A 26,723-nucleotide genomic window follows, 5' to 3' on the forward strand; every position below is an offset into this window, starting at 1 on the left:
GAGACTTGACCCGATCAGCGAGAGCGGCTCACGCGTTGTCGCATCACGGGTAAGGCCGTCTGGCAGATAACCCGTAACTGCTCTACATTTCCATGCAACGCAGGTCGACGACACTCTCGCCGGGAGACGCCATGACAGCAGTCAACAGGATCTGGCAACTGCTCTTCGGCAAACCGCTCGATCCCCTGGATCCCCGCACCCGTCATGCGATCGCCGTTACGCCGATCCTGGCCTGGGTTGGGCTAGGTGCCGACGGTTTGTCTTCGTCGTGTTACGGGCCGGAAGAGGCGTTTCTCGCACTTGGCCAGCATACCCAGCTTGCGTTGTTGCTGGCCTTCGCCACTGCGGCGACGGTGTTCATCATCGCGCTCGGCTATAACCAGGTCATCGAACTGTTCCCGACCGGCGGAGGCGGCTACAGGGTCGCCACGGCGCTGCTGGGACCGCGCCCAGGACTCGTGTCAGGCGCCGCGCTGCTGGTCGATTACGTGCTGACGGTAGCGACCTCGCTGGCAAGCGGTGTGGATGCTTTTTTCAGTCTGCTGCCGGTCAGTGCACAGGAGTTCAAGCTCGCTACCGAACTGATCCTGATCGTGCTAATGACAGGTCTCAACTTTCGCGGTATGCGGGAATCCATCATGGTCCTGCTGCCGATCTTCATGGGCTTTGTAGTGTTGCACCTGGGGTTGATCGTCTACGGCGTCGCCGTACACGGCAATCATCTGGCCGCGGTCGTGCCGGACGCGGTGGCCGAAGCGCATAGCATGTCGCATGGGCTCGGACCGCTGGTAGTCGTGGCGTTGCTGATGCGTGCGTTCTCGTTGGGCGGCGGCACCTACACCGGTCTTGAAGCTGTATCCAACAACGTCAACATGCTGGCCGAACCGCGCGTGCCGGCGGGCAAGGTCACGATGTTCTACATGGCCACCTCGTTGGCATTTACGGCGGGCGGCATCATCCTGCTATACATGCTGTGGCACGCAACGCCAGTGGAAGGGCAAACGCTCAACGCCGTGGTGTTCGGCAGCGTGATCGATCACCTCGGCCTGGGCTCGGCGTTCGCTCGTCATGCCTTGCTGGCCGCCGTGCTCGCTTTCGAAGCGGGTCTGTTGCTCGTGGGCGCGCAAACCGGCTTTCTCGATGGTCCCGCGGTGCTGTCGAACATGGCTGCGGATTCATGGGTGCCGCGCCACTTTCGCGATCTGTCGACGCGCCTCGTGCGGCAGAACGGCATTGTCGTAATGGGCGTTGCGAGTCTGGCGATCCTGATGTGGACGCACGGCAACGTGGACATCCTCGTGGTGCTGTACAGCATCAATGTGTTCCTGACTTTCAGCTTGTCGCTGCTGGGCCTGTGCACTTACTGGTGGAAGCATCGTCGCGAAAGCCGGAGTTGGGTGCGGCACTTCGCTCTCTCGGCGCTTGGACTGGCTGTGACGAGCACGGTGCTGGTGATCACGCTGATCGAGAAATTCACCGCAGGAGGTTGGCTGACCGTGCTGGTGACAAGCGCCGTGGTGGCGCTGTGCTTCCTCATCAGACGCCACTACAGCGATACGCGCGCGCAACTCGCCAAGGAGGATGCGTTGTTCTCCGGCGCGCCGCCGGCGCTCTCCGACGCCGCCGCGCCACTCGAGCCCGATCCCTCGCTGCCTACCGCTATCCTGCTGGTCGGCAAGCATCGCGGCGCGAGTATGCATGCGCTGCTGTGGGTCAACCGCCTGTTTCCTGGCCACTTCAAAAACATCGTGTTTCTCGCGGTGGGCGAGGTGGACGCGAAGAGCTACGAAGGCGAAGAAAACCTGCAGCGCTTGCAGCAAACCATCACCGCATCGCTGGCGTACTACGTTGGTTTTTGTCGTCAGCATGGCATCGCTGCCGATTACCGCGTCGCCTTCGGCACGCATCCGGTGATCGAATTCATGAAGCTGGCCGATAGCACCATGGACGAGTTTCCGAACAGCGTGTGCTTCGCCAGCAAGCTGATCTTCAAGCGGGTCAACTTCCTGACCGCATGGCTGCATAACCAGACCCCCGTCGAAATCCAGACGCGCCTGCATCAGCAAGGCAGACAGATGGTGCTATTGCCGATGAATGTCGGGTGAGCGTCAGGTGAGCGTCAGGTGAGCGTTGGATGAGCGTAAGCGGACAGGTGCGTCTCGCTGCCGCCGAAAGCGCAGACGTGGTACGTTGGCGGACAGCTTATTTCCAGGGAGACGGGTGGTGACGGCTACAAACAAGATCGCGCTGGTCACGGGCGCGGGCAGCGGCATTGGCCTCGCGACGGCACGCAGGCTTCTTCAGAACGGTTACAGCGTGGTGCTGGCAGGACGCCGGCAGGCGCCACTCGATGCGCTAGCCGACGAGGCGCGGCAACGCGGCGAGGATGCGCTCACTGTCCCGTGCGACGTGAGCGACCCCGCGAGTGTCGCCGCGCTGTTCGACGCCATCCGCGAGCGCTATGGACGCCTCGACGTGCTATTCAACAACGCGGGACGCGGTGGACCACCGGTTGAGATTGACGAGCTCAGCGTCGAAGACTGGCGCGCGGTGGTCGACATCAATCTGAACGGCGTGTTTTTTTGTACGCGCGCGGCTTTCGGCATGATGAAAGCGCAGAGCCCGCGTGGCGGACGCATTATCAACAACGGTTCGATCTCGGCGCATGCTCCGCGTCCGAACAGCATCGCCTATACGTCGACCAAGCACGCCATCACCGGTCTGACGAAATCCGTTTCGCTCGACGGCCGCAAGTACGACATCTGCTGTGGGCAGATCGACATCGGCAATGCCGCCACGGAGATGGCCGCGCGGATGGCGACAGGCGTGCCGCAGGCCAACGGCGAGATCGTGATCGAGCCGTTGATGGATGTCGAACTGGTTGCCGATGCCGTATTGCATATGGCGAACCTGCCGTTGTCGGCGAATGTGCAGTTCATGACGATCATGGCGAGCAAGATGCCGTTCGTCGGGCGCGGGTGAGGGAGCGTGGAGCATGACTGGCGCGCGGCCCGCAGCACGCCACGCGCCGGATCAACTTATACTGTTTGATCCCATGTCACCCGGATTCAGCCGTGCCTCAAGCTTCGCCGAAGGACAAACTGCGCGACAGGCCGCAGAACGACCCGCTCGACGATCCGCCCCCGGTCCCGCCTGTGCGTCCCGACCTCGACGATTGCTGTCATAGCGGCTGCAGCCCCTGTGTCTTCGATCTGTACGACGACGCCTTTGACCGGTATCAGGCGGCGCTTGCCGAATGGCAGGCTCGGCAGCCGCTCAAACCCCGTCAGCCGAAAAACCGCTCATGACCGATCTCCAGCCCGCCCTCATCGAAACGCCCGCGCTCGACGATCTGCATGACTTCGTGCAGCGTCATCCGCGTCTGTTCGTGCTGTCGGGCGCGGGCATCAGCACCGATTCCGGGATTCCCGGCTATCGCGACGAAAACGGCGAATGGAAGCGCTCGCCGCCGATCACCTTGCAGGAATTTCTCGGCTCGCTGGCGTCGCGGCAGCGTTACTGGGCCCGCAGCATGATCGGCTGGCCGGTGGTGGCGCAGGCCAGGCCGAACGACGCGCATCGCGCGCTTGCAAGGCTAGAAGCCGCCGGACACGTGCCGACGCTTGTGACGCAGAACGTCGACGGGCTGCATCAGCGTGCGGGCAGCAGTGACGTGATCGAACTGCACGGCAGCATCGGCGCGGTGACGTGTCTCGATTGCGGCACGCGGCATGCGCGCTCGACGATCCAGCAGACGCTCGAAGCCGACAACCCGGCGCTGCTCGATGTGGTCGCTGAACCCGCCGCCGACGGCGACGCTCACCTCGAATGGCACGACCTCGGTGGCTTCCGCATTCCGGCATGTCCGAATTGCGGGGGCCAACTGAAGCCTTCGGTGGTGTTCTTCGGCGAGAACGTGCCGCGCGCGATTGTCGACGACGCCACACGCGCACTCGAAGCGGCGGACGCGATGCTGGTGGTGGGTTCTTCGCTGATGGTCTATTCGGGTTACCGCTTCTGTGTCTGGGCGCAAAAGATGGGCAAGCCGATTGCCGCGATCAATCTGGGCCGCACGCGCGCCGATCCGTTGCTGGCGCTGAAAGTCGCAGCGCCGTGCGCGGAGACCCTGACCGCGCTGGCTGCGCGTCTCGCGCTCGACTGAGGCGCCTACCGGCGGTCCTTTATCCGGATGGAGCCCGGATATGGCCCAGATTGCGCCTCGATCAGGCCCAAAGCATGCCCGAATCGCCCCCGGATCGTCGATAATGGAAAGCCGTTTGCCGCGCCGCAGGTGTCTCGCTGTGCGAACGTCCGCGACGAACCCGCTTTGCACGAAACCAGAGGAAGAGCTTCGCATGGGCCAGAGTAGCGCGCTAAAGCGAGAATTCTGCCCGACAGCCAAAGCACTCACTCTGTTCGACACAGGAACGCCCATGCTGACGACCATCGAACAACTCGAGACGATCTACGGCCAGCCGCACGAGCGCGCGGTGCGCAAAGAGATTCCCTACGTCAACGAGGACTACCGCGCATTTATCGAATTCGCGCCGTTTGTCTTGCTGGCCACCGCCGGGCCGGAGGGGCTCGACTGCTCGCCGCGCGGCGACGCGGCCGGTTTCGTACGCATCATCGACGAACGGACGCTGGCGATTCCCGATCGTCCCGGCAACAACCGCATCGACAGTCTGCGTAACATCATCGTCGAGCCGCGCCTCGCGCTGCTGTTCGTCGTGCCGGGTGTCGGCGAGACCTTGCGGGTCAACGGCCGCGGGCGTATTTCCGATGACGCGGCGCTGCTCGAAAGCTTCGCAGTCGAAGGGAAGCTTCCGCGCACCGTGCTGCTGGTCGACGTCGACGCCGTGTATTTCCATTGTTCGAAGGCGCTCGTTCGCTCCAGACTGTGGGATCCGGAGCGCCATGTGGAGCGCTCGCGTCTGCCGAGCGCCGGCGCGATTCACCGGCGTATCAACGGCCAAACTTTCGACGCACTCGCCTACGATCTCGAACTGGCCGAAAGAGTGCGTACGACCCTGTACTAAGATCCTGCACCCAATGAGCAACCCATCCACTTCCGACGCACGTCAGCACGCCCCCGCCGCCGAACGCAATCGCGATCCGATCCTCGCCGTCCTGCGGCAGGTGTTGCCGGCGAGCGGCCTCGTGCTTGAGATCGCCAGCGGCAGCGGCCAGCACGTAACGCATTTCGCGGCGGCGCTTCCCGACCTCGTCTGGCAACCGAGCGATCCCGACGCCGGCTCGCGCGCGTCGATTGCTGCGTGGACCGCTCATACCGGTCTGACGAATATCCGGGCGCCGCTCGCATTGGACGTCGAGCACGGCCCGTGGGGTATCGATTCGGCGCAAGCGTTGATCTGCATCAACATGATTCATATTTCGCCATGGACTGCCACCCAGGCGTTATTCGACGGGGCGGCCCGCTTGCTGGGCAGCGGCGGTGTAATGTATCTATACGGGCCGTACCGCCGTCACGGGGCGCACACCGCGCCCAGCAACGAAGCTTTCGATCAGCAGTTGCGCAACCGCAATCCCGCGTTCGGCGTGCGCAACATGGAGGCGGTGGTGGCGCTCGGCGAGGCGCAGGGGTTCGTCTGTAGCGAGCCTATTGCGATGCCTGCCAACAATTTCAGTCTGGTGTTCACGAAACGCCAGGGCGCGACTCGAATCTGAACCGGGAAGCGCACTAACGAGCGGCAATCGGCCATTTCTTTTATGCTTTCATCCTCGACGCCCCGTCGGCGGCATTTTGGGCGCGGCGTCTCGACAATTCGGAATCTGGAGAATTCAAATGGGCAAACAGGCAATCGGCGTAGTGGGGCTAGCGGTCATGGGCCGCAATCTGGCACTCAACATCGAAAGCCGCGGTCATGCGGTGTCCGTCTTTAACCGCAGCCGTGAGAAAACCGATGAACTGATCGCAGAATATCCCGATCGCAAGCTGGTGCCGACTTACACGCTCGAAGAGTTCGTCGAGTCGCTGGAAAAGCCGCGCCGCATTCTGATGATGGTCAAGGCGGGCGCAGGCACCGACGACACGATCGCCTCGCTCAAACCGCTGCTGGACAAGGGCGACATTCTGATCGATGGCGGCAACACGCATTTCACCGACACGATCCGCCGCAATCAGGAACTGGCCAAGGCCGGCCTGCATTTCATCGGCACGGGCGTCTCGGGCGGTGAAGAAGGCGCGCTGAAAGGTCCGTCGATCATGCCGGGTGGCCAGCGCGACGCGTACGACCTGGTTGCACCGATCCTCACGGAAATCGCCGCCAAGGCGCCGGATGGCGAGCCGTGCGTGGCGTACATGGGCCCGGACGGCGCGGGCCACTTCGTGAAAATGGTGCACAACGGCATCGAATACGGCGACATGCAACTGATCGCCGAAAGCTATTCGGTGCTGAAGCAGGTGGTGGGACTGTCGAACAAGGAACTGGGCGAGGTCTACACCGAGTGGAACAAGGGCGAGCTCGACAGCTACCTGATGGAAATCACCTCGAAGATCTTCAACAAGAAGGACGACGAGACGGGCAAGGATCTGGTGGACGTGATCCTCGACCGCGCCGCGCAAAAGGGCACCGGCAAGTGGACGAGCCAGAACGCGCTCGATCTCGGCGTGCCGTTGCCGCTGATCACCGAGTCGGTGTTTGCGCGCGTGCTGTCGTCGCTGAAGACCGAGCGTGTCGCCGCGAGCAAGGTCATCAAGGGACCGGAACCCAAGGCGTTCGACGGCGATCGTGCCGCTTTCATCGAATCGGTGCGCCGCGCGCTCTACTTCAGCAAGGTGATCTCGTACGCGCAGGGCTTCGCGCAATTGCGGGCGGCTTCGGAAGAGTACAAATGGGATCTGGACTTCGGCACGATCGCGAAGATCTTCCGCGCCGGCTGTATCATCCGCGCCCGCTTCCTGCAGAAGATCACGGACGCGTATTCGAAGGACAAGGCGATCGCCAACCTGCTGCTCGACCCGTACTTCAACGACATCGCTTCGAACTATCAGGGAGCGTTGCGTGACGTGGTGATCGCTGCGGTGAAGGCAGGTGTGCCAGTGCCGACGTTTGCATCGGCGGTGGCGTACTTCGATGCCTATCGCTCCGAGCGTTTGCCGGCCAACCTCGTGCAGGCTCAACGCGACTTCTTCGGCGCGCATACCTTTGAGCGCGTCGACAAGCCGGGCAGCTTCCACGCCAACTGGTCCTGATCGTTACGATGTAGGACTCCGGCGCCGCCGGACCAGGACATCTGCTACGCCCAACAGCCCGGGCGCCCTGTTAAGGGGCGGCCCGGGCTGTTGGCCAATCAACGACCCGGCAGATGCGGCACGCCTTCATTGCTGGTCAGATTGAGTTGATGAATCTGCCGGTGTGCCTTGTTCAATTGCGCCTGCGCGGCGACGCGCTGCGCCTCCAGTTGCGCGACCTCCTTGCGCACCTGATGCATCCGCCCCGACACTGCCTGCTCCTGCACGCTATTGCGCTGCAAATCGCAGCGCAGGCGTTCAGCCTGGGCTTCAGATTCCGCGATCATCCGTGCGAGCTGTTCGTTCTGCGCAGCCAGTTGCGCACGACGTGTCTCGCCCTCCGAGAGACGCGTGGCCTGTTCTTCGAAGTGATGGAAAGCGGCCTCGGCGGCATCCAGGTCCGCGGCTTTCAGCGCACGCCAGAGGGTGCCGTTCTGATACAGCGCCACGTAATAGGCCAGCTCGCGCGCATGGAACAACAGGCTCACCGAGTAGTCGAAACTTCGGAACACCCGGAACGGCGTTAAGGCTTCTTCCTCGGCTAGCCATTCGATCTCCGCGCTGTCGGCCATTTGTACCGGCCGGCCGCTTGTCTGGGAAGGTACGACCGGAACGGGCCTTAAGGTCGTGACAGGCCGCGGTGGCTCGGCAGGTGTCGAAGCGGACGGGCTGGACGAACTGCTGACGCTTGCCGCCGGTTCGTCGTCTGACGAGGCTGTGTTGTCGTGGGCCACCTGCACAAGGTGGGATGGGCCAGTGGCGAGCAGTGCACTGCGTCGGTTCAGGAGACTTTTCACGGCAGTTCCTCAAAGTGACTCGCCCGAAACCGCGAGGCGGCGCCGACAGTGCAGCATGCCGGGCTACCAGGCGGTGCGTGCGGTGAACGAAAACGGAGGGGCGCAGCGGCCAGAAGCCGCCAGCCCGCAGCAGTGCGACTCAGTGCAGCGTGCGCTGCCGGCGCGCGAGATCGCCGAACAGCTCGCTGCTGGGTTCGAGCGCGAGAAGCCACGACTCGTCGTAGCCGCTCAGGTTGTCGAGCGCTTCGCGCAGCCGCTCCAGTGCGACGGCAGGAAGCTCGACGCTGGCCTCGACGCCGCTCGACAGACGCGCGATGCTGGCCAGTTGCACCAAGGCATCCGCCGCTTCGGCGACGTCCGCTGCGAACACAAGGTGAGTATTGAGCAGCTCGACCAGACCCGGGGATGTCGCAACATCTTCGACGTTTAACTGCACGGCCAGAAACGTGGCTTTGTTCATCCCCGAGCTCCTCACGGACTGTACATGGCGGCGAGCGGTTCGCCTGCTGTGCGTTGCGTCAGCAAGACCCAGTATAGGCGAGGCGGGGAGGGATTCAATGCTCACACGAATTCTCGCCCGCTCTGGACAACGTTCTGCAGCGTGGCCGGCAGGCTGCGCACCCTATAATGGTGCGTGCGGATTCTCCCCTGAGGACCGTTTTATGTGCAGTGCAGCATGCCGTGTGGCACACGGTCTGCGTGGGCTATCCGGTTGGCATATCCATCATGAAGATTATCCGCAGCAGGACATTTACGGCTGAGCGCCCATGGGGCGCACTCGATATCGCCGACATGCGTGGCATCACCACGCGGTTGCACTGGACGGATCAGCCGTACAAATGGCACGTCAACGACGGCGAGGAGGTCTTCGCCGTTCTGGACGGCCGGGTTGAGATGCGTTACCGCGAAGCGGGCGAGGAGCGCTCGGCGATGCTGGAGACAGGCGATGTCTTCTACGCATCGGTCGGGACCGAACACGTTGCGCATCCGGTGGGCGAGGCGCGCATTCTCGTGGTCGAGTCCGAGGGTAGCGTTTGACGTTGGCGGGCCTCATGTTTGTCACGCCGACGCTTGAAGATTGATTGACTCACGTGCCGAGGATTATCAGATGACAGAAAAGTCGCAACGTGCAGCTACACAGGTTCTGATTGCGGTTTCCATCGCGGCCGCGCTCAGTGGTTGCACGACGATGCCGTGGGGCGGAACATCCTACGACAATACTTCGGGGGGGTACCAGACCAACGGCGCGCCAACCGGGGCGGTGGCCGCCGGCTACTATCGCGTCAATCCTGGCGACACGCTGCCGGGCATTGCTGCCGCTTATGGACAACGTCCACAGGATCTGGCGCGCTGGAACGGCCTTCAGCCCAACGCCAGCGTGACGGTGGGTCAGGTGCTGCGCGTGTCGCCGCCGCCGCCGGTGCCGGGGAACCCGGCGCCAGGCTCGGGTGCAGTGGCGCAGCAGGGGCAACTGGTGTGGCCGCTGCGTGGACCCGTGCTCAGACCGTTCATGCCGGGTAGCACCAAGGGTATCGTGATTGGCGGCAGGATCGGCGATCCGGTCAAGGCGGCCGCCGCGGGACGGGTCGTGTACGCGGGCACCGGCATCGAAGCGTATGGGCCGTTGATCATCATCAAGCACAGCGACTCGCTGATTACGGCGTATGGCCAGAACAGCACGTTGCTGGTCAAGGAAGGCGATGCTGTCACGCAAGGGCAGACCATCGGTGAGGTGGGGGCGGATAGCCGGGGCATCGGCTCGATCCAGTTCGAGGTGCGTCAGGACGGACATCCAGTCGATCCGCTGAACTGGTTGCCGAAGACGGGCGGCTAGTGCGCGGTCGTTAGTGGCATAGGAAGCGGGCGTCAACCATAGCGTGCGTGGCTCGTCCGCTTGCCATCGCGCCTTAAACGCCGTTTGCAATTTGTCTGTGAGCCATGCGCTGTTTTCGACCGGTTTTCAGCGCCTCCATAATTGAATACACTGGTCGATTATCACGTCGTCGCCCAGGCCGGGCGCGAGCCGAAATTGGCGCGGGCCATGGCGCCCTCACACAGGAATTCCACATGATCGATTTGCGCAGCGATACCGTCACCCGTCCGAGTCAGGCGATGCTGGCGGCCATGATGTCCGCCGAAGTTGGAGACGACGTATGGGGCGACGACCCGACCGTGTTGCGTCTGCAAGCCGCTGTGGCCGAGCGCGCCGGCAAGGAAGCGGGCCTGTTCTTTCCGAGCGGCACACAGAGCAACCTGGCCGCGTTGATGGCGCATTGCGGACGTGGCGATGAATACATCGTCGGTCAGGCGGCCCACACCTACAAATACGAAGGCGGCGGCGCAGCGGTGCTCGGCAGCATCCAGCCGCAGCCGATCGAAAATGCCGCGGACGGCTCGCTGCCGCTCGACAAGATCGTGGCCGCCATCAAACCCATCGACGATCACTTTGCGCGCACGCGGTTGCTGGCGCTGGAGAACACGATCGGCGGCAAGGTGCTGCTGGCGGGTTATGTGGCCGAAGCGGTGCAACTCGCGCGTGAGCACAAGCTCGCGACCCATCTCGACGGCGCGCGTGTCTTCAACGCGGCGGTTGCGTCGGGCAAGCCGCTGACAGCGCTGTGCGCGCCGTTCGATTCGGTTTCGATCTGCTTCTCAAAAGGACTGGGGACGCCGCTGGGGTCGGTGCTGGTCGGCAGCAAGGCGCTGCTGGAGAGCGCTCACCGTTGGCGCAAGGTGCTCGGTGGCGGCATGCGCCAGGCGGGCATTCTGGCGGCGGCCTGCCTGTACGCGCTCGATCACAACGTCGAGCGCCTCGCCGAGGATCACGCGAACGCCGCGCATCTGGCCGCGGGTCTCGCGCAGATCGATCAGGTCAAAGTGCAGTCGCAGGCCACCAACATGGTGTTCGTGCAGTTTCCAAAGCAGCATTGCGCGCCGCTCGAAGCGTGGCTGAAGGAGCGCGGCATCCTGACCCAGATGCTGTACGCGTCGCGTTTCGTCACGCATATGGACGTGTCGCGTGCGGATATCGATACTTTCCTGGCCGCGGTGAAGGGATATTTCGCGGCGCATTGAAAGGCCGAACGGCGGCCGCCGCTCGTTCCACGGCGACCGCTTATCCAATACTCCGCACGGCTATCGCCACCGTTACTTCGCCGACGTCTGCGCACGCCCCGACGCACGATGCGACGGGGCGAACAGCCGCAAGCCACTGGCGATACTCGCCGCGCCGGCAAACACCGCACCCGCCGACAATGCCAGCGTCGGCCCATGGCGCCCGGCGATCCCAAAGCTCAGCGCCACCAGCGCGGCACCCGTCGTCTGACCCAGCAGGCGCGCGGTGGCGATGATGCCGCTCGCGCCGCCGCTGCGCTCGGGCGGGGCGCTCGCCATCAATGCCTTCAGGTTCGGCGACTGGAAAAAGCCGAAGCCCGCTCCGCACACCGCCATCCGGATGCCGATATCGAGCACCTGCGGATGCGCCGGCAAAAGCGCAAGCGAGACCATGCCCGCAGACAGCACCGCCAGCCCGATCGCGCCCAGCAGACCGGGGGGATAACGATCCGACAGGCGTCCGGCGAACGGCGCAGCCAGCGCAACGACCACAGGCCAGGGCGTCATCAGGAAGCCGGTCTCGACCTGGGTGCGATGCAGCACGTCTTCGAAATAGAACGGTAGAGAGACGAACGCCAGCCCTTGAGCGGCGAATGAACAGATCGCGGTCACCGCCGATAGCGCGAACACCGGCAGCTTGAACAGATCGACGGGCAGCATCGGCGCCGGGTGGCCGGCTTCACGCTTCATCAACAGCAAACCGAACACGACGGCAACCGCCGCAGCAATCAGCACATATTGCAGCGGCTCACGCTGCGCGGCTTCGCCAAGAGCGAAGATCAACGCGGCAAACGTGATCACGTTCAGGACGGCGGCGACCCGGTCGAAATTGTGAGTGCCGCGCGTGGTATGGGGGAGGGCCGGCATCGCGAACACCAGCGCGCCGATCCCAAGCGGAATGTTGACGGCGAACAGCCACGGCCACGTGCCGAGCGAGAGGATCAGCGAGGCCACCGTCGGCCCCACCGCGAACGACACGCCGACCACTAGCGCGTTCAATCCGAGCCCGCGCCCGAGCCGGTGGGGCGGGTATAGATCGCGAATCAGCGCGGCGTTGACGCTCATGATCGCGCTGGCGCCCAGGCCCTGCAGCACCCGCGCCGCAGCGAGCAGCGGCAGCGTGCCCGACAGCGAGCAGGCGAGCGACGCAACGGTGAACACGGCGATCCCACTGAGATAGATCCGCCGATGGCCAATGATGTCGCCGAGCGCCGCAAGTGGCAGCAGGGTCGCGACTACCGCGAGCTGATAGGCATTGATGATCCAGACCGATGCCGCGGGCGCCGCGTGCAGGTCGGCGGCGATAGCCGGCAGCGCGGTATTGGCGATCGCCGTATCGAGCGTGGCGAGCGCGACGGCCAACATGAGCGCCGCCATCGCGCGGCGGTTGCTGGCGGACATCGGCGCGTCGCCGGGCGGGGCGTAGTCGGGGGAAAGCGGTGTGTTCACGGACGAGGGACAGGCTGTTCGGGTGGCGAGCGGGCAGGCGCGAGGCGATGAAGCGCTCGCCTTCCGGGACCGATGCAACCGCGCAGATCAAAGGGGCGCGCGGGCGCTTGACTGATGCGATGCGCCGACACGCTGCGGATGAGCAGATTGTTACAGAGCCGGCAAAATCCTGCTGGCAGATACGCAGGGTGGCGCTCTTTACGGAATGGCAAACCTGGCAGTGAAACGCAACTAACGGTCAAGCCGGCACAGCGACTACAAGCACTGGCGCTTATGACTTCCGTAAGCCTTAAGCGAAAGAAGCCAGCAAAATCGACAGCTTGCGAATATGCGCCTTGAATGCCTCAGTCGTATCTCGCTCATGCCCCGAGCTCAAATGCGGCGCTTCGGCCAGTTCAACCTGCTGCTGGAATTCGTCGGCGATCTGGCGCCGCGTCTCCGGAGGAAGTGCCCGAATCAGCGAGACCAGCAGCAGTTCCTGGGCGTGGAACATTCCGAGCATGGATTGTGCGTTCATCTCGACCTCCGTTGTAGCAGGATGAAGAGAGCGGGCGCGGTGCATGCCTGCGCTGGCCATGCCGTCGTGGGCCTGCCTTCTTCTTCCTCCATACTAGTGCAGGCAGGCCAGTCGATTGAGGCGCGCTTGCACCGTATGTGTGCTTAACTTGCTCTTGCGCGGCTTCAGCAGTCGCAGCAGGCATGTTGCGTGCAGCACCGGTGGCCCGGTGTCCCGGTGACGGGATGACGGAAATGTCCTACTCTGCATATTTACCCGCCTGACCGGCACGCGCCTCCCGTCCGTCATCTGTGCGGTTTGCGTGTGCTGTGTCGCAGCACTTACCGGAGGCCTCAATGACAGCCGTGGATCTGGAGTTCGACCAGCTCAACAGCACTGTCGATGCGCTACGGCGCTCAATTTCAAACCGCATGATGTACGGCGTCGGTAAGGACGCCGTCACTGCGCGTCCTCACGACTGGCTGCACGCCGCTGCGCTTGCGGTGCGCGACCGGCTGGTCGCCCGCTGGATGAAGACCACGCGCCTGCAGTACGAGCAGGATGTGAAGCGCGTGTATTACCTGTCGATGGAATTCCTGATCGGCCGCACGTTCACCAATGCGCTGCTTGCGCTCGGCATCTACGAGCCGATGCGCGAAGCGCTCGCGGGCCTCGGCGTCGACATGGAAGCGCTTATCGAGATGGAGCCGGACGCGGCGCTCGGCAACGGCGGCCTTGGCCGTCTGGCGGCCTGTTTCCTTGATTCGATGGCGACGCTCGGCATCCCCGGCTTCGGCTACGGCATTCGCTACGAGTACGGCATGTTCCGTCAGCAGATCGTCAACGGCGAGCAGGTGGAAGCGCCGGACTACTGGCTGCGCGCGGGTAACCCGTGGGAATTTCCGCGCTCCGAGATCCAGTATCTGGTTCACTTCGGCGGCCGCACGGTGCAGCGCGGCGACTACGTTGAATGGATCGATACCCAGCATGTCAACGCGATGGCGTATGACACGGTCATCCCTGGCTACGCAACGAGTGCGACGAACACGCTACGCTTGTGGTCCGCGCGTGCGTCGGAAGAGCTCGATCTGTCAGCGTTCAACCGTGGCGATTACCGCAGCGCCGTCGACGCGAAGACGATGTCGGAGAACGTTTCGCGCCTGCTGTACCCGGACGACTCCACACCGGCGGGACGCGAACTGCGCTTGCGGCAGGAGTATTTCTTCGTCTCGGCGACGATGCAGGATCTGATTCGCCGCTATCAGCGCACGCACAGCACCTTCGGACGTTTCGCCGAAAAGGTCGCGGTGCATCTGAACGACACCCACCCGGTGCTGGCGATTCCCGAGCTGATGCGCCTGCTGATCGACGTGCATCACGTGCCGTGGGACAAGGCGTGGGGGCAGATCCAGCAGATGTTCTCGTACACCAACCACACGCTGATGCCCGAAGCATTGGAGACGTGGGATGTCGAGACGCTGGCGCGTCTGTTGCCGCGCCATCTCGAAATTATCTTCGAGATCAATGCGCAGTTCCTCAAGCATGTGAGCGAACAGTCCGGCCACGATGCCGAAATGATCCGGCGCATTTCACTGGTGGACGAATACGGCCAGCGGCGCGTGCGGATGGCTTATCTCGCAATTGTGGCGAGCCAGAAGGTCAACGGCGTCTCGAAGCTGCACTCGCAACTGATGACGCGCGATATCTTCGCCGACTTCGCGCGCATCTACCCGGAACGCTTTACCAACGTGACCAACGGCATCACGCCGCGGCGCTGGCTGGCGCAGGCGAGCCCGTCGTTGTCGTCGCTGATCGACGAGCAGATTGGTACCCACTGGCGCCGTGATCTGTTCGAGCTCGAGAGGCTGCGCGATTTGCGCAACGACAGCGCGTTTGTCGACGCGTTTCGCGAAGCGAAGCGGCAGAACAAGCTGCGCCTTGCGCATCACCTGGCCCACCATACGAAAATCTCGTTCGATCCGAATGCGTTGTTCGATTTGCAGGTGAAGCGTATCCATGAATACAAGCGGCAGCTTCTGAACGTGCTGCATGTGATCGTGCGTTACAACCAGATTCGCGCGAATCCTGAGCTTGACTGGGTGCCGCGCGTGGTGATGTTTGCGGGCAAGGCGGCTTCGGCCTACCGGATGGCGAAGACCATCATCAAGCTGATCGGCGATGTCAGCGAGAAGGTCAACCATGATCCTTTGATCGGCGATCGCCTGAAGGTGGTGTTCGTGCCGAACTATGGCGTGAGTGTCGCGGAACTGATCATTCCGGCTGCGGATCTTTCTGAGCAGATTTCGATGGCGGGTACCGAGGCATCGGGCACCGGCAACATGAAGCTGGCGCTCAACGGCGCGCTGACGATCGGCACGATGGATGGCGCCAACATCGAGATTTGCGATGCGGTTGGGCGGGAGAATATCTTCATCTTCGGTCATACGGCCGACGAGGTGGACAACCTGCGCGCAGCGGGTTACAGACCGCGTCAGCTATATGAGGAAAACCCCGAGCTGCGCATGGCGCTCGACCAGATTCGCACGGGCTTTTTCTCGCCCGACGATCCGCTGCGCTTCTCGGACATCTTCCATACGCTAGTGGATTGGGGCGATCACTACATGGTCCTGGCGGACTTCGCGGCGTTTGCCGAGGCCCAGAAGGAAGTGGATGAACGCTTCCGCAACCCGCGCGCATGGACCGAAAGCGCGATCGAGAACGTGGCCGGCATGGGGCAGTTCTCGTCTGACCGTACGATCGGCGAGTATGCACGGGAGATCTGGCATGTGAAGCCGCTGGATATGTCGTAAGGAGTCAGCGCTGTGCCGCGAGGATGTGTGCGGCACAGCGTGAACTGAACTGTTGTTAAAAGACGCGCCGCGCGTCTCTAAGGGCAGATCAACGTGTGCGCGTAGCTGATGCGAACTTAACGTGCAAACGTCCAGCAACCATCTCTTCGCCGTCCGCGATGACCATCGTTTTGATGGTCATGTTTCTGTCGACCACAAACGGGCTGATGAACAAATTCGTCCCGATCGAAATTCGCGACGTCGTGTCTTCCGCGTCAGTTCGTGCCTGGATGTCGCGCTGAATTCCTGCAAGCGTTTCGGACGGAATCGGGTTGTCGATCAAGACACGGTCGCCCTCGCTGATCTGGACGGTCAGAGAGTGGAAGGGATGATCGGTATCCGTGATCGCAAAGGCTACGATGCAAAGCTTGGGTAGGACCGTCGGATTGGCGGGCACTAAAAGATCCCCACCGTAGAGCCCCATGATTGAAGTCTTGAAGCCTATTTCAACTCGTACGTCGTCGCAGAAATGACAAAAGGCATAGCGGGTCATTACTTCTCCGCGAGTGATTCATCGACTGCCTGCTCGATCAAAGGCCGAAGCTCATCCAGTGTGATGCCCAACGCGTCGGCCAACTGCACGGCGGTGGCGAACTGTATTTTTACCTTGCCTGCTTCAATTTTTGCGATGTGGGGTTGGCTCGTGCCGAGTTTCTCGGCGAGTGCCACCTGAGAAAGTCCCTTGCTGAGGCGCATCTGCGAAAGCGATGTTGGTGTTCCATAAAACTCGTTGGCCAGTCGCTTTCGTGCCGCAGACAAGCGAGAGGCGTACTCGGGATTGGCTTTTTCGCGGGCTGACAGGATGTTCGCGGCAGAGACTGCGCCGGGTCGCCGCGGACGTGCTGCTGCCTCACGGGCGTCGATCCAAAGTGCCAATGCCGAGGCGGACGACTGACACGTTTGAGCATCGCTAGTGACGAATAACGAGTCCCATGAACTCGTACTCGTCGCAAATTCGGCGGGTGATGTGGTGATCTGGCTCATAGTTGTAGGCGCTTCTGCGCAACTCTTCGTGAGATTTGTGGAATTGGTCGTCGCCGACTCATTCGCTACAGAATCTAGACAGAAAACGCTTGCGACACTGGCGATTCACGTTCCCTCACGGCGCCAACGTCTCCGAAGTCTTCACCGCATGCAACCCCAACTGCCCGTGCTGGAAATCAAGCAGCACGTCAATGTTCTGCATTGCCGTCAGCCCCACCACGATCCGGTTCGCACCCGGCTTCGTCTTGGCGATCGTGATCTGCGCGCTCTCATAGCGATGTCCCCACGAACCGACGCCAAGCCCCACGTCGTAGTTACCTTGCGCGAGCACGTCATTCTCCTCGCCGTCGCCGGTCCAGTTGGGCGCCTTGTCGGTCTCTACGCGAATCATCTCGGTACTGCCGGTCGAGAACACCACCGGCGCGCAGAAGCGCATCTTGTCGGCAATCTGCACGCAACCGACCGGCCACTGCAGCGCACCGGCTTGCGACACCGTCATCGGAACCATCGTGAAATTGTGCGTGAGGCCCGGCGACGGGCTCAGGATCACAAAAGGTTTGTCGAAATTCGCATGCACCAGATAGCGCTGACCGAGATTGCCCGGCAATGCCCGCAGCGGATTCGTGCAGCAACCGTCGAACGGTTGTGCGGCGCCGGCGCCGAAGACACCTGAGAACGCAAAGCCGAACTCGCCCGTGTAGCCATCCATGGCGAGGCAGTGTTTGTTGTTGCGCTGACAGCGCACGTCGTTGACAGTTTGTGCGCTCACTTCAACCGGTTTGGTGCCAATCACGCTAACAGGCAGCCTGACAGACGGTCCGGAGACCTGGGCGCCATTCGCGAACGTCATGGACGTCGTGGCGCCCGTGACCGGATAGTTCGTTCCCGGCAACACCTTGGAGAGCACGCGCACGCCCTCGGTGCCGCTGTCGAAGGCCATGTAGACGGCTTTGCCGTCGAGCTGAACCGGCATGCCGAGCCGCGCGTGACCTTCATCGGCCCGTTCCACATGCAGCGGGATCAGCACGCCGTCATTGCCGCCGTTAATCAGCGTGGCTGCGGGGGCGGGAGGCGTCGGAACCGGAAAGGTGACGCTGCAACTACTCAGCGAAACGACGCCGCCAGCAAGCGCCGCGACTGTGAAAGCACTCAGGAGACGGCTGCGAATGAAGCTCAGGGAATTTCGGGACAGCAGGGACATGGGGCACACTTTGCAAAAGAGCGTGTCCCAGACGGAGGCGGTGCATCGTAAACGGTGAGGCGAGCCGCAGTGACGAACTGTCGCGAAGGCCCGTCGCCTTGTGGGCGGTGGAATGGGGCGCTTGCGGAGCCTGCGGGAGGGAACGCGGGATCAACAGAACCGCAGACTCTACCCGCCTCCCTATACCGAAATGAAGAAAAATGTAACAGCTTGATCGGGATCAACGACCCAGCGAAAAATCACGTGGTTGGCGGATCACGCTCTCCACCGCGCGGCCGAGGATGGCCCGGTCCAGCGCGCGGGCTAATGCGCCGATCACTTCATCGAGGGTGCGTGAGATGACTTCTACGCGAAAGGTGATGCGCTCGTTGCGCTTGTCGATGGTCACGACATAGAGCCGCAGATTCTTGCCGAGCGCGGCTTGCAACGCCCGCCTGCCGGTTGTCGAAGAGGTGCCGGGTACCGTCACATCGAGGGTGACGAGAGGTACACGGACTGGTGCGGAGGGTGCGGAAGAAGCAGGTGAGCGCAAACCTCGCGGGACGACCGTAGCAGGCGTGGCGGTGGACTGTAACATCGTAGGGCGCCGCCACGGAGGTCGGCGGCGTGTTGTGGAGACGAGTCCACTTTAGCCGCGCGAGTCTCAAGCGAGTGCAAAAGCTCGCCGTGTTCAGGTTAATTTTGTGTTAACGGGGGAGGGGCGGTGCAAACGGCGAGTGTCGGCGCTTTTTGCCGCTGCTTCTACCGCCGCGTTTATCACCTGATGCCGCCAGGTCAATCTTTCGGAGCCTGAGCCGGCGCTGCCGCCATCGTTTCCCGAACGGTCTGCGCCACCCGTTCGACAAACTCGAGATCGACGCTCGAAAGCGCCTCGCGCTCACCGCTGCTGGTCTGGACCATCAGACGATGCGTGACGTCCTGGGTGATCCACGTGAGCCAGCCCACCACCACCAGCATGATCCCGCAGACAATGCCGACAGATGAGCGGAACACGCCGCCGGCAATCGCGCCGATCAGGCCGATCACCGAGATCGCCACGGGCAGGATCTTGTTCTTTTGCACGGTAACGACGCGCACGCTCTGGATCTCGCGCAGCGGGAAAACCTGCCCGGCGGAGGAGAGTGCATTGCGCGTGACCGAGACGCCACGGTCGTTGAAGGGGATTTCCATCAGGTTGAATGCAAGCGGTAGCAAAGGGCGCAGGGTACCAGAAGCGGGGCGCGAGCAGGAAGGGGCGGGGTGACGCAGACGGTTACTTAAACGTACAAACGCCCGAACGAAGTGCCCATGACAGGCGCCTTCGTTCAGGCGTTTGCTGTTCTCACGGCACGTCCCGGGGGCGTGCTGCCGCCCGGGACGCAGATTCCGCTTAGAACTTGACGCGGATGCCCGCGCGAACTGCCAGCTGCGAGTCCGTACCGGAAACCGGCAGGTAGCTGCTCGTGCTCACGCCGATCTGCGATTGCAGGGCGGCGCCGTTTGCGGCCTTGCCCTTGGCGTCCTGATACACGCCGAGCAGGTACACGTCGGTGCGCTTGCTCAGTGCATAGTCGACGCTGGCGTCGACCTGGTTCCAGTGACCGTTGGTCAGATCTTTCGCCTGCATGTACGTGTAGCCCAACGCGCCCGTCAGTGCCGGCGTGATAGCGTACTTGGCGCCCGCTTCATACGCATTGAACGTCGTCATGTGGCCGACGATCTGCTCGATGTTCGTGTGCGTCCACAATGCCCACAGCGTAGCCGGTCCGATCGAGTACTTGGCGCCGACGCCAGCCGTAGCCAGGTCCTTCGCAACGCCTGCCGCACCCGTAACCGACGATGCATTGGCGAGCGTCGTCGAGAACGACGGTGCTGCCGAACCCGGGAAGCGGATATCGGTGTACGCGGCGCCGATACCGAACGGGCCGTTGTTGTAGTTCAGGCCGAAGCTGTAGGCCGACGACGAACCGCTCGAACCCGGCGAGCCTTCAAACGCGCCAGCCTGGTTCGAGAAGCCGTACATCGCACCGAACGTCAGGCCGTAGAAGTTCGCGCTGGTGAACTTGACCGAGTTGTTGATACGGCTCGACGTGAGCTGATCGATATCGTTGATGTGGTAGCCGTAGTTGCCTGCGACGGTCTCGCCGCCGTTGGCATACGCGCCGCCCAGATAGTCGGTGGAGAACGAGTACTGACGGCCGAACGTGAGCGAGCCGATGGTGTCCTTCGTCAGGCCGACGTAGGCCTGGCGGCCGAACAGTGCGCCGCCTTGACCCAGCGCGCCCGTGCCCGAATTAAAGCCGTTTTCCAACAGGAAGATGGCCTTCAGACCACCGCCCAGATCTTCGGAGCCGCGCAGGCCCCAACGGCTGCCTTGCGAGACGCCGTCACCATATTGATACAGACTTTTGCCGCCAGTGCCTGCATGGTTCACGTAGGTGACACCTGCGTCGATCAAGCCGTACAGGGTCACGCTGCTTTGTGCGTGAGCGGCGCCAGCGAACGCTGCGAGGATCGCGGTGGCTAAGACTTTCTTGTTCAAGAGATTCTCCGGTTTAAATGATGCAATCGCGCGAGAAGCGAACGCGCGCCTGACTCTTTTGGCCGGTCACGCGATGGCGTGAAATGTAAGGGAAGGGGGTGAAGGCTCTGTGACAGACATGTAATAATTGAAATCGTCGTACAAATGCAACAATTCAATTTCAAAACTTGAAATAGTCCGGCGCTTGGGCGTCGTTTGTGCGTATACCCTGAGTGCCTTCGCGGAGGGCGGCGAGGAGGGCTTGAGAGCCGCGCGACTCTTCTATTATCGGTCTGCGCGATTAGTAATAGTTAGGGTGACTAAGTTATGCAGGGCGGCTGAGTTAGCCAATGAAGCAGCGGTGGCATCGGTAACGCCACCGCTCTCTCGCCGGCCAGTTCGACACGGTCAGTTTGACAACAACGATCCCGAACGAAACGCCTTGGCCCCTGCAATACGGGCGAATTCCAGCCCGGCGGTCGCAAAGCGCGACAGGTGCCGCGCGTACATCACACCGGCCACGCTGCTCCTGAGCGTCACGACGCGATCGGTCAGCGGGTCGACAATATCGGCGATCTCATGGCCGGCGTCGACCCAGGTGCCGACTTCAGTGCGGTACACCAGTACGCCGCTGATCGGCGCGACGATCGGTTCAGCGCCGGCGAGCGGCGTGGCCGCGAACTCGAGCGCCGGCATCGGCGCCGCCGTACCGTCGATCACACCGCGGTGCGTCAGATACTCGATGATCGCCTGCGCGTCGTGCTCGGCGAACTCATACGAAACGTTGCGCTGGCCGCGCAGTTCGATCGTCACCGATACCGAGCCGTTTGGAATCGGGAAACGGTCGCCGTAACGGCCGCGCAGATCGGACCAGCAGAAGCTGTGGATTTCGTCGAACGGATTGCCGACGGAATTCAGCGCCAGCAACGACGCCTTGGCTTCCAGATAGCGCGCGAGCGGCTCGACCTCCGTCCATAGGTCCGGATTGGTGTAGATGTGCATGGCCGCTTCCCAGTCGCAGTGCAGGTCGAGCACGACGTCGGCGTCGTACGACAGCTTCTGCAGCGCGAGGCGATGCGATTGCAGTTCTGTTTCCGGCTTGATTGCGTCGAGCGCCTCGCCCGTCGCGGTGCGGATCGCCTGGCGGTTGTGCTCGACGTCGTCGGTCAGGCGCGCTTCGATCACCGGCAGGACGAGGGCCGCCAGATCATGGAAGTTGCGGTTGAAGTTCTGCGCGGTGGTGGCTTCGAAGCGGCCCATGTGATGGCCGAGAAAGTGCTGGTTCAGGCCGATCGGGTTTGCCACCGGCACGATAACCACCTCGCCTTTGATCTTGCCGGCGGCCTCGAGCGCTTCGAGCTTGCGGCGCAGGGCCCAGGACACTAGCATGCCGGGCAGTTCGTCGGCGTGCAGCGAAGACTGGATATAGATTTTTTGCCCGCCGCCGGGACCGTAGTGAAAACTCGTCAGGTTGCGTGCGGTGCCGAGTGTCGGGGAAATCAGCGGATGGGTTAGCGTTTGCATGGTCTCTGAAGCGCGGCGACCTCGCGGGGAGTCGCGCTATGTCGTTGATTTCAGTTTGGAAAATCGAATTTTGCAGCGGCTTGCAGTGCGTCGGGAATGGCCGGCGCCGCGAAGCGTAATCGCTCGATCTTAGCCGATAAGCGAACGCAATGTGGAGTAGCCCGCCAGCGCGAGCGGTGATTGCACGCTGCCCCAAACGAAACGGGCCCCGCCTGGAGCGGAGCCCGTTGAGCCACTTCGCGGTGGCGCGGCAAGCCGCGCCAGCTGCGATCAGCTGCCGTACACGTCGAACGTGAAGTACTTGTTCTCGAGCTTCTTGTACGTGCCGTCCTTGATGATGTCGGCAATCGCCTTGTCGACCTTGGCCTTCAGGTCGGTGTCTTCCTTGCGCATGCCGATGCCTGCACCATTGCCGAGGACCTTCTCGTCGATGATGTCTTTACCGGCAAACTCATAGCCTGCGCCACGCGGGGTCTTCAGGAAGCCGATGTCCGCTTCAACCGCGTCTTGCAGCGATGCGTCCAGACGGCCCGACAGCAGGTCGGTGTAGACCTGATCCTGGTTCTGGTACGAGATCACCTTGGCGCCCTTCGGCTCCCAGTAGGTCTTCGCGTACGTTTCCTGGATCGTGCCTTGTTCGACGCCAACCGACTTGCCCGCCAGCGATGCCGGCGTCGGCTGCAGACCCGAACCCTTCTTGGTCACGAGGCGCGTCGGCGTGTTGAACAGCTTCGACGAGAAGGCGATCTGTTCCGCACGTTGCGGCGTCATCGACATGGACGACAGCACGCCGTCGAACTTCTTCGCCTTCAGTGCCGGGATCATGCCGTCGAAGTCGTTTTCAACCCATACGCATTTTGCATTCAGACGCTTGCAGATTTCATTGCCGAGGTCGATGTCGAAACCGACGAGCTTGCCGTCCGAACCCTTCGATTCAAACGGGGGATAGCTGGCGTCGACACCGAAACGGATGGTGGTCCAGTCTTTCGCATGTGCGCCAATCGAGACGGTGGCAAGCAGAGCAACCGTCAAAGCCGCTAGCAGTTTTTTCACTGTTTTACTCCTCGGTGGTAGTTCGTGTTACTCCCGCGGACGGTTGTGCCGCCGCGAGATAGTGCCCGGCGCGACTCACGACCGGGCAGGTTGACCGGCTGCGGCCCAGGCGGCCAGCAGCGCGGGCAAAGCTTATCAGGTCAAAAAGTTTACGTACTCAGTAAAACACCGGATGGCGTCTTGACAGAGCGAGAAGAGTTTGCGTGTGGTGTGCGGTTAAATCAAGCGGTCCAATGGCGGTGCCGTCAACTGGCCGCCAGACATACCCGAATGAAGCGTGCCTCATGCGCGGTGCATGGGGCATGCGGCTTGCAGATGCCGAATTCCAGTAATTTTGCAATTAAATCAAGGACCTTCGGGCTGAGAGCAGGTTGCTTGAGCGGGTGTCTGGCACGCGACGATATCGCTCATGCAGGCTTCCCCGCCGCGGCCTGCCTGGCAGCACTACTGCGAGTGGACCGGATGTGCGCGTCTGACCTGTGCAGCGGAAAGACGCAAATACATGACGCAAATGAGCAAGTTTGCATGCGCGCACTCAGCAGGCCGCGTACGCGACGATCGCGCTGCGCGCGCCGTTGCCCAGCGCCTGCAAGGCTTCGCGCAGAGCGCTTCGAAATAGCGGCGGGTCGGCGAGGCTAGCGGGAAATATCTCCCTTACCGGCAGCAGCGCATCGAGCAGGGCCTCGGGATTGCCGCGGGCGGACGCCGCCAACTCCTGCAGTCTTGCTGCGAGCGGATCCTTGATTTCAAAGTGCGTGCCGCTGTCCGCGTGGCCGCGCAGGAATGTCATCCATGCGGCAACGGCCAGCGCGAGCCGGGCAAACGGTTCTCCAGCGTCGATGCGCGCCGCGATCGTGCCGAGCAGACGCGGCGGAATTTTCTGGCTGCCATCCATCGCGATCTGCGCGCAGCGGTGTTTGAGCGCGGGGTTTGCATATCGTGCGAGCAGCGCGTCGCGATAGGCCCGCAGATCGAACGACGCGGGCACGCTCAACGTAGGCGCGATTTCATCGGTCATCATCGCGTGGATCAGATGGCGCAACTCGGGTTGGCCGACGGCAGCATCGATGGTCTCGAACCCGGCCAGCATCGAGAGGTATGCGAGCGTCGAATGGGTACCGTTCAGCATGCGCAGTTTCGCGAGTTCGAACGGCGTGACATCGTCCACCAGTTGCGCACCCACGGCTTCCCACGCAGGACGTCCGGCGGGAAAGCGATCTTCGATCACCCACTGCCGGAACGGCTCGCACGGCACCGGGGCGGCATCGTGATAAGCGAGTACGCGTGCCGTGGATTCGCGCTCGCTATCCGTGGTGGCGGGGACGATGCGGTCGACCATCGTCGACGGAAACGCTACCGCGCTCTCGATCCAGTCAGCCAGTGACGGATCGAGCTGCCGCGCGAACGAACACACGACCTGTCGCAATGCCGCGCCGTTGTGAGCCAGGTTGTCGCACGACAGCACAGTGAACGGGTTGTGGCGGCGCTTGCGCAGTGCGGCGACAAGAATGCCGGGCACGCTGCGTGGCGTGGACGGATTCGCAAGGTCGTGCGCCACAAGCGGGTCGTCGAGTGCGACCTCGCCGCTCTTCGGATCGCGGCAGTAACCCTTTTCGGTCACCGTTAGCGACACAATGCGCACCAGCGGATCGGCCAATCTGGCGAACAGCGCGGCATGATCGTGCGGCATCGCCAGCACTTCGAGCAGGGCACGTGCCACGGTCACTTTTTCGCCATCCGGTCCGCGTTCGACGACGCTATAAAGACCTTGCTGAGCCATCAGGGCATCGCGTTTGCTCACGTCCCCCTGCAGCGTCACGCCGCAAATTCCCCAGTCGCCGCCAGCGGCAAGCATCGCTTCTTCTGTGTAGAGCGCCTGATGCGCGCGATGAAAGTTGCCGATCCCGAGATGCACGATACCCACACGCGGCTCGCACCACGTCGTGGAAAGCACGTGTGCGCCGAGCGCAGGCAGCGCTTCCCGAGTGAGAACGTTAAGGTGGGCAGGATTGAGCAAGGCGGACGAATTCATAAGCGTTAAATCCTGATGCGAAACAAGGAGCAAAAACAGGCGAAAGCGAACGGTACCGTGGGCACGCTACGCAAAGACACAGGGAAAACCCGCAGTTTGGCGCATTGCTATACTTGTATGGTAGCATCGTTTCAACCTGTTCTTCGTTCGCAAGGATGCCTTCATGAAGATCGTTCGTGCCGACGTCATCGTCACCTGCCCAGGGCGCAATTTCGTTACCCTGAAGATCGTCACGGATGAGGGCGTCCACGGCATCGGCGATGCAACGCTCAATGGACGCGAGCTCGCAGTCGCGTCGTATCTGAAAGACCACGTGTGTCCAATGCTGATCGGACGCGACCCGGGCCGCATCGAAGACATCTGGCAGTACCTGTACAAAGGCGCGTACTGGCGCCGCGGTCCGGTAACGATGACCGCCATCGCAGCTGTGGATGTAGCTCTGTGGGACATCCTCGGCAAGGTGACCGGGATGCCGCTTTACCGCTTGCTCGGTGGCGCATCGCGCGAGGGCGTGATGGTCTATGGGCACGCAACGGGCCGCGACATTCCCGAAGCGCTCGATCGCTACGCGGAGCACGTCGAAGCCGGTTACCAGGCGATCCGGATTCAATGCGGCGTGCCGAATATGCGCTCGGTGTATGGCGTATCCAAAGGCGGCGGCATGTATGAGCCGGCCACCAAAGGCGTGGTCGAAGAGCAGAGCTGGTCGTCCGAAAAGTATCTCGACTTCGTGCCGAAACTGTTCGAAGCGGTGCGCGAGAAATTCGGTTTCGATACGCATCTGCTGCATGACGTGCACCACCGCCTCACGCCGATCGAAGCGGCGCGCCTCGGCAAGTCCGTCGAACCGTACCGCCTGTTCTGGCTCGAAGATCCGACGCCGGCTGAGAATCAGGCCGGCTTCCGCGTGATCCGCGAACATACGGTGACGCCCATTGCCGTCGGTGAAATATTCAACAGCATCTGGGACTGCAAGCAACTGATCGAAGAGCAACTGATCGACTATATCCGCGCCACCCTCACGCATGCCGGTGGCATCACGCACCTGCGGCGCATTGCGGACTTCGCCTCGTTGTATCAGGTCCGCACTGGGTGTCATGGTCCATCGGATCTGTCGCCGGTTTGCATGGGCGCTGCGCTGCATTTCGACCTGTGGGTGCCGAATTTCGGCGTGCAGGAGTACATGGGTTTTCCCGAGCAGGCGCTCGAAGTGTTCCCGCATGCATGGCGTTTCGATCGCGGCACGATGCATCCGGGAGAAGCGCCGGGGCACGGCGTCGATATCGACGAGACGCTTGCTGCGCGCTATCCGTACGATCCGGCCTATCTGCCGGTTGCGCGTCTTGAAGACGGGACGTTGTGGAACTGGTGAGCTGAGTTTGCCCAGCGATTTGTCTTGTCTTGCTGCACCCTGAGTATCGAGCTTTCCCGCTGCGCAGCACTGAACGCGCGGCTTTACCGACCGGAGT

At 62.3% G+C, this 26,723-nt stretch carries 26 protein-coding genes; 13 read left to right on the top strand and 13 right to left on the bottom strand.

Annotation, left to right across the window (positions count from 1 at the left end; genetic code table 11):
• Positions 1–131 precede the first annotated feature (131 nt).
• The 7 genes from P3T24_RS01095 (at position 132) to gndA (ending at position 7,216) form a co-directional block, all read left to right on the top strand.
• Positions 132–2,105, top strand: a complete 1,974-nt coding sequence (locus P3T24_RS01095; RefSeq protein ID WP_074269102.1) for an APC family permease — start codon at positions 132–134, stop codon at positions 2,103–2,105.
• Positions 2,106–2,223: 118 nt separating this feature from the next.
• Positions 2,224–2,982 (top strand): SDR family oxidoreductase, encoded by a 759-nt coding sequence (locus P3T24_RS01100; RefSeq protein ID WP_429431659.1) that lies wholly within the window; start codon positions 2,224–2,226, stop codon positions 2,980–2,982.
• A gap of 92 nt (positions 2,983–3,074) precedes the next feature.
• Positions 3,075–3,308 (top strand): oxidoreductase-like domain-containing protein, encoded by a 234-nt coding sequence (locus P3T24_RS01105; protein ID WP_429431662.1) that lies wholly within the window; start codon positions 3,075–3,077, stop codon positions 3,306–3,308.
• Positions 3,305–4,162: an NAD-dependent protein deacetylase gene (locus tag P3T24_RS01110; RefSeq protein ID WP_429431664.1), complete on the top strand. Its 858-nt coding sequence runs from the start codon at positions 3,305–3,307 to the stop codon at positions 4,160–4,162. The genes P3T24_RS01105 and P3T24_RS01110 overlap by 4 nt, the downstream gene beginning before the upstream one ends.
• A gap of 271 nt (positions 4,163–4,433) precedes the next feature.
• Positions 4,434–5,039: a pyridoxamine 5'-phosphate oxidase family protein gene (locus tag P3T24_RS01115; RefSeq protein WP_429408206.1), complete on the top strand. Its 606-nt coding sequence runs from the start codon at positions 4,434–4,436 to the stop codon at positions 5,037–5,039.
• A 13-nt stretch (positions 5,040–5,052) separates the two neighbouring features.
• Positions 5,053–5,688 (top strand): DUF938 domain-containing protein, encoded by a 636-nt coding sequence (locus tag P3T24_RS01120; protein WP_429285973.1) that lies wholly within the window; start codon positions 5,053–5,055, stop codon positions 5,686–5,688.
• Between the two features lie 118 nt (positions 5,689–5,806).
• Complete coding sequence (gene gndA, locus P3T24_RS01125; RefSeq protein ID WP_074269097.1) at positions 5,807–7,216, top strand: NADP-dependent phosphogluconate dehydrogenase; 1,410 nt, start codon at positions 5,807–5,809, stop codon at positions 7,214–7,216.
• Positions 7,217–7,314: 98 nt separating this feature from the next.
• Here the strand turns inward: gndA and P3T24_RS01130 are convergent, their stop codons facing one another.
• Both P3T24_RS01130 and P3T24_RS01135 read right to left on the bottom strand, forming a co-directional pair.
• Entirely contained in the window at positions 7,315–8,052 is a 738-nt protein-coding gene (locus P3T24_RS01130) for a DUF2968 domain-containing protein (protein WP_429431666.1), read from the bottom strand.
• Between the two features lie 139 nt (positions 8,053–8,191).
• A complete protein-coding gene (locus P3T24_RS01135) occupies positions 8,192–8,512 on the bottom strand; it encodes a hypothetical protein (protein ID WP_074269095.1) in 321 nt (106 codons plus the stop codon).
• A 266-nt stretch (positions 8,513–8,778) separates the two neighbouring features.
• On the opposite strand from P3T24_RS01135, the gene P3T24_RS01140 reads away from it, so the two are divergent.
• The 3 genes from P3T24_RS01140 (at position 8,779) to ltaE (ending at position 11,127) form a co-directional block, all read left to right on the top strand.
• Positions 8,779–9,090 (top strand): cupin domain-containing protein, encoded by a 312-nt coding sequence (locus tag P3T24_RS01140; RefSeq protein WP_429431669.1) that lies wholly within the window; start codon positions 8,779–8,781, stop codon positions 9,088–9,090.
• 70 nt (positions 9,091–9,160) lie between these two features.
• Positions 9,161–9,886, top strand: coding sequence for a peptidoglycan DD-metalloendopeptidase family protein (locus P3T24_RS01145; protein ID WP_074269094.1), 726 nt, complete (start codon positions 9,161–9,163; stop codon positions 9,884–9,886).
• A 233-nt stretch (positions 9,887–10,119) separates the two neighbouring features.
• Complete coding sequence (ltaE, locus tag P3T24_RS01150) at positions 10,120–11,127, top strand: low-specificity L-threonine aldolase (RefSeq protein WP_429431672.1); 1,008 nt, start codon at positions 10,120–10,122, stop codon at positions 11,125–11,127.
• A gap of 72 nt (positions 11,128–11,199) precedes the next feature.
• Here the strand turns inward: ltaE and P3T24_RS01155 are convergent, their stop codons facing one another.
• A complete protein-coding gene (locus P3T24_RS01155; protein ID WP_429431675.1) occupies positions 11,200–12,567 on the bottom strand; it encodes an MFS transporter in 1,368 nt (455 codons plus the stop codon).
• A 95-nt stretch (positions 12,568–12,662) separates the two neighbouring features.
• On the opposite strand from P3T24_RS01155, the gene P3T24_RS01160 reads away from it, so the two are divergent.
• Positions 12,663–12,839, top strand: a complete 177-nt coding sequence (locus P3T24_RS01160; protein ID WP_429431678.1) for a hypothetical protein — start codon at positions 12,663–12,665, stop codon at positions 12,837–12,839.
• A gap of 65 nt (positions 12,840–12,904) precedes the next feature.
• On the opposite strand, the gene P3T24_RS01165 is transcribed toward P3T24_RS01160, so the two are convergent.
• Positions 12,905–13,132: a hypothetical protein gene (locus P3T24_RS01165; RefSeq protein ID WP_074269091.1), complete on the bottom strand. Its 228-nt coding sequence runs from the start codon at positions 13,130–13,132 to the stop codon at positions 12,905–12,907.
• 335 nt (positions 13,133–13,467) lie between these two features.
• On the opposite strand from P3T24_RS01165, the gene P3T24_RS01170 reads away from it, so the two are divergent.
• Positions 13,468–15,921 (top strand): glycogen/starch/alpha-glucan phosphorylase, encoded by a 2,454-nt coding sequence (locus P3T24_RS01170; RefSeq protein ID WP_429285968.1) that lies wholly within the window; start codon positions 13,468–13,470, stop codon positions 15,919–15,921.
• A gap of 88 nt (positions 15,922–16,009) precedes the next feature.
• On the opposite strand, the gene P3T24_RS01175 is transcribed toward P3T24_RS01170, so the two are convergent.
• From P3T24_RS01175 to P3T24_RS01215, 9 genes are all read right to left on the bottom strand, one after another.
• Positions 16,010–16,453 (bottom strand): hypothetical protein, encoded by a 444-nt coding sequence (locus P3T24_RS01175; RefSeq protein WP_429285967.1) that lies wholly within the window; start codon positions 16,451–16,453, stop codon positions 16,010–16,012.
• A complete protein-coding gene (locus tag P3T24_RS01180) occupies positions 16,453–16,944 on the bottom strand; it encodes a helix-turn-helix domain-containing protein (protein ID WP_429408198.1) in 492 nt (163 codons plus the stop codon). The genes P3T24_RS01175 and P3T24_RS01180 overlap by 1 nt, the downstream gene beginning before the upstream one ends.
• Positions 16,945–17,059: 115 nt before the next feature.
• On the bottom strand, positions 17,060–18,145 hold the full coding sequence (locus P3T24_RS01185; protein WP_429431681.1) for a hypothetical protein: 1,086 nt from the start codon (positions 18,143–18,145) through the stop codon (positions 17,060–17,062).
• Between the two features lie 220 nt (positions 18,146–18,365).
• Positions 18,366–18,722, bottom strand: a complete 357-nt coding sequence (locus P3T24_RS01190; protein WP_429408193.1) for a hypothetical protein — start codon at positions 18,720–18,722, stop codon at positions 18,366–18,368.
• Positions 18,723–18,919: 197 nt separating this feature from the next.
• Complete coding sequence (locus tag P3T24_RS01195) at positions 18,920–19,315, bottom strand: DUF6232 family protein (RefSeq protein ID WP_074269085.1); 396 nt, start codon at positions 19,313–19,315, stop codon at positions 18,920–18,922.
• Between the two features lie 199 nt (positions 19,316–19,514).
• Positions 19,515–20,666 carry a porin gene (locus P3T24_RS01200; protein WP_074269084.1) on the bottom strand — a complete coding sequence of 384 codons (1,152 nt, stop codon included), beginning with the start codon at positions 20,664–20,666 and terminating at the stop codon, positions 19,515–19,517.
• Positions 20,667–21,053: 387 nt separating this feature from the next.
• Positions 21,054–22,169, bottom strand: coding sequence for a succinylglutamate desuccinylase/aspartoacylase family protein (locus tag P3T24_RS01205; protein WP_429431684.1), 1,116 nt, complete (start codon positions 22,167–22,169; stop codon positions 21,054–21,056).
• Between the two features lie 270 nt (positions 22,170–22,439).
• Positions 22,440–23,222, bottom strand: coding sequence for an ABC transporter substrate-binding protein (locus P3T24_RS01210; protein ID WP_074269082.1), 783 nt, complete (start codon positions 23,220–23,222; stop codon positions 22,440–22,442).
• Positions 23,223–23,757: 535 nt separating this feature from the next.
• On the bottom strand, positions 23,758–25,254 hold the full coding sequence (locus P3T24_RS01215; RefSeq protein WP_429431687.1) for a mannitol dehydrogenase family protein: 1,497 nt from the start codon (positions 25,252–25,254) through the stop codon (positions 23,758–23,760).
• Positions 25,255–25,417: 163 nt separating this feature from the next.
• Here P3T24_RS01215 and manD point away from each other — a divergent pair, with 163 nt between their 5' ends.
• A complete protein-coding gene (manD, locus tag P3T24_RS01220; RefSeq protein ID WP_429431689.1) occupies positions 25,418–26,626 on the top strand; it encodes a D-mannonate dehydratase ManD in 1,209 nt (402 codons plus the stop codon).
• Positions 26,627–26,723: the final 97 nt, after the last annotated feature.

This window comes from Paraburkholderia sp. GAS33 (assembly GCF_050436645.1).
Taxonomy (GTDB): domain Bacteria; phylum Pseudomonadota; class Gammaproteobacteria; order Burkholderiales; family Burkholderiaceae; genus Paraburkholderia; species Paraburkholderia phenazinium_B.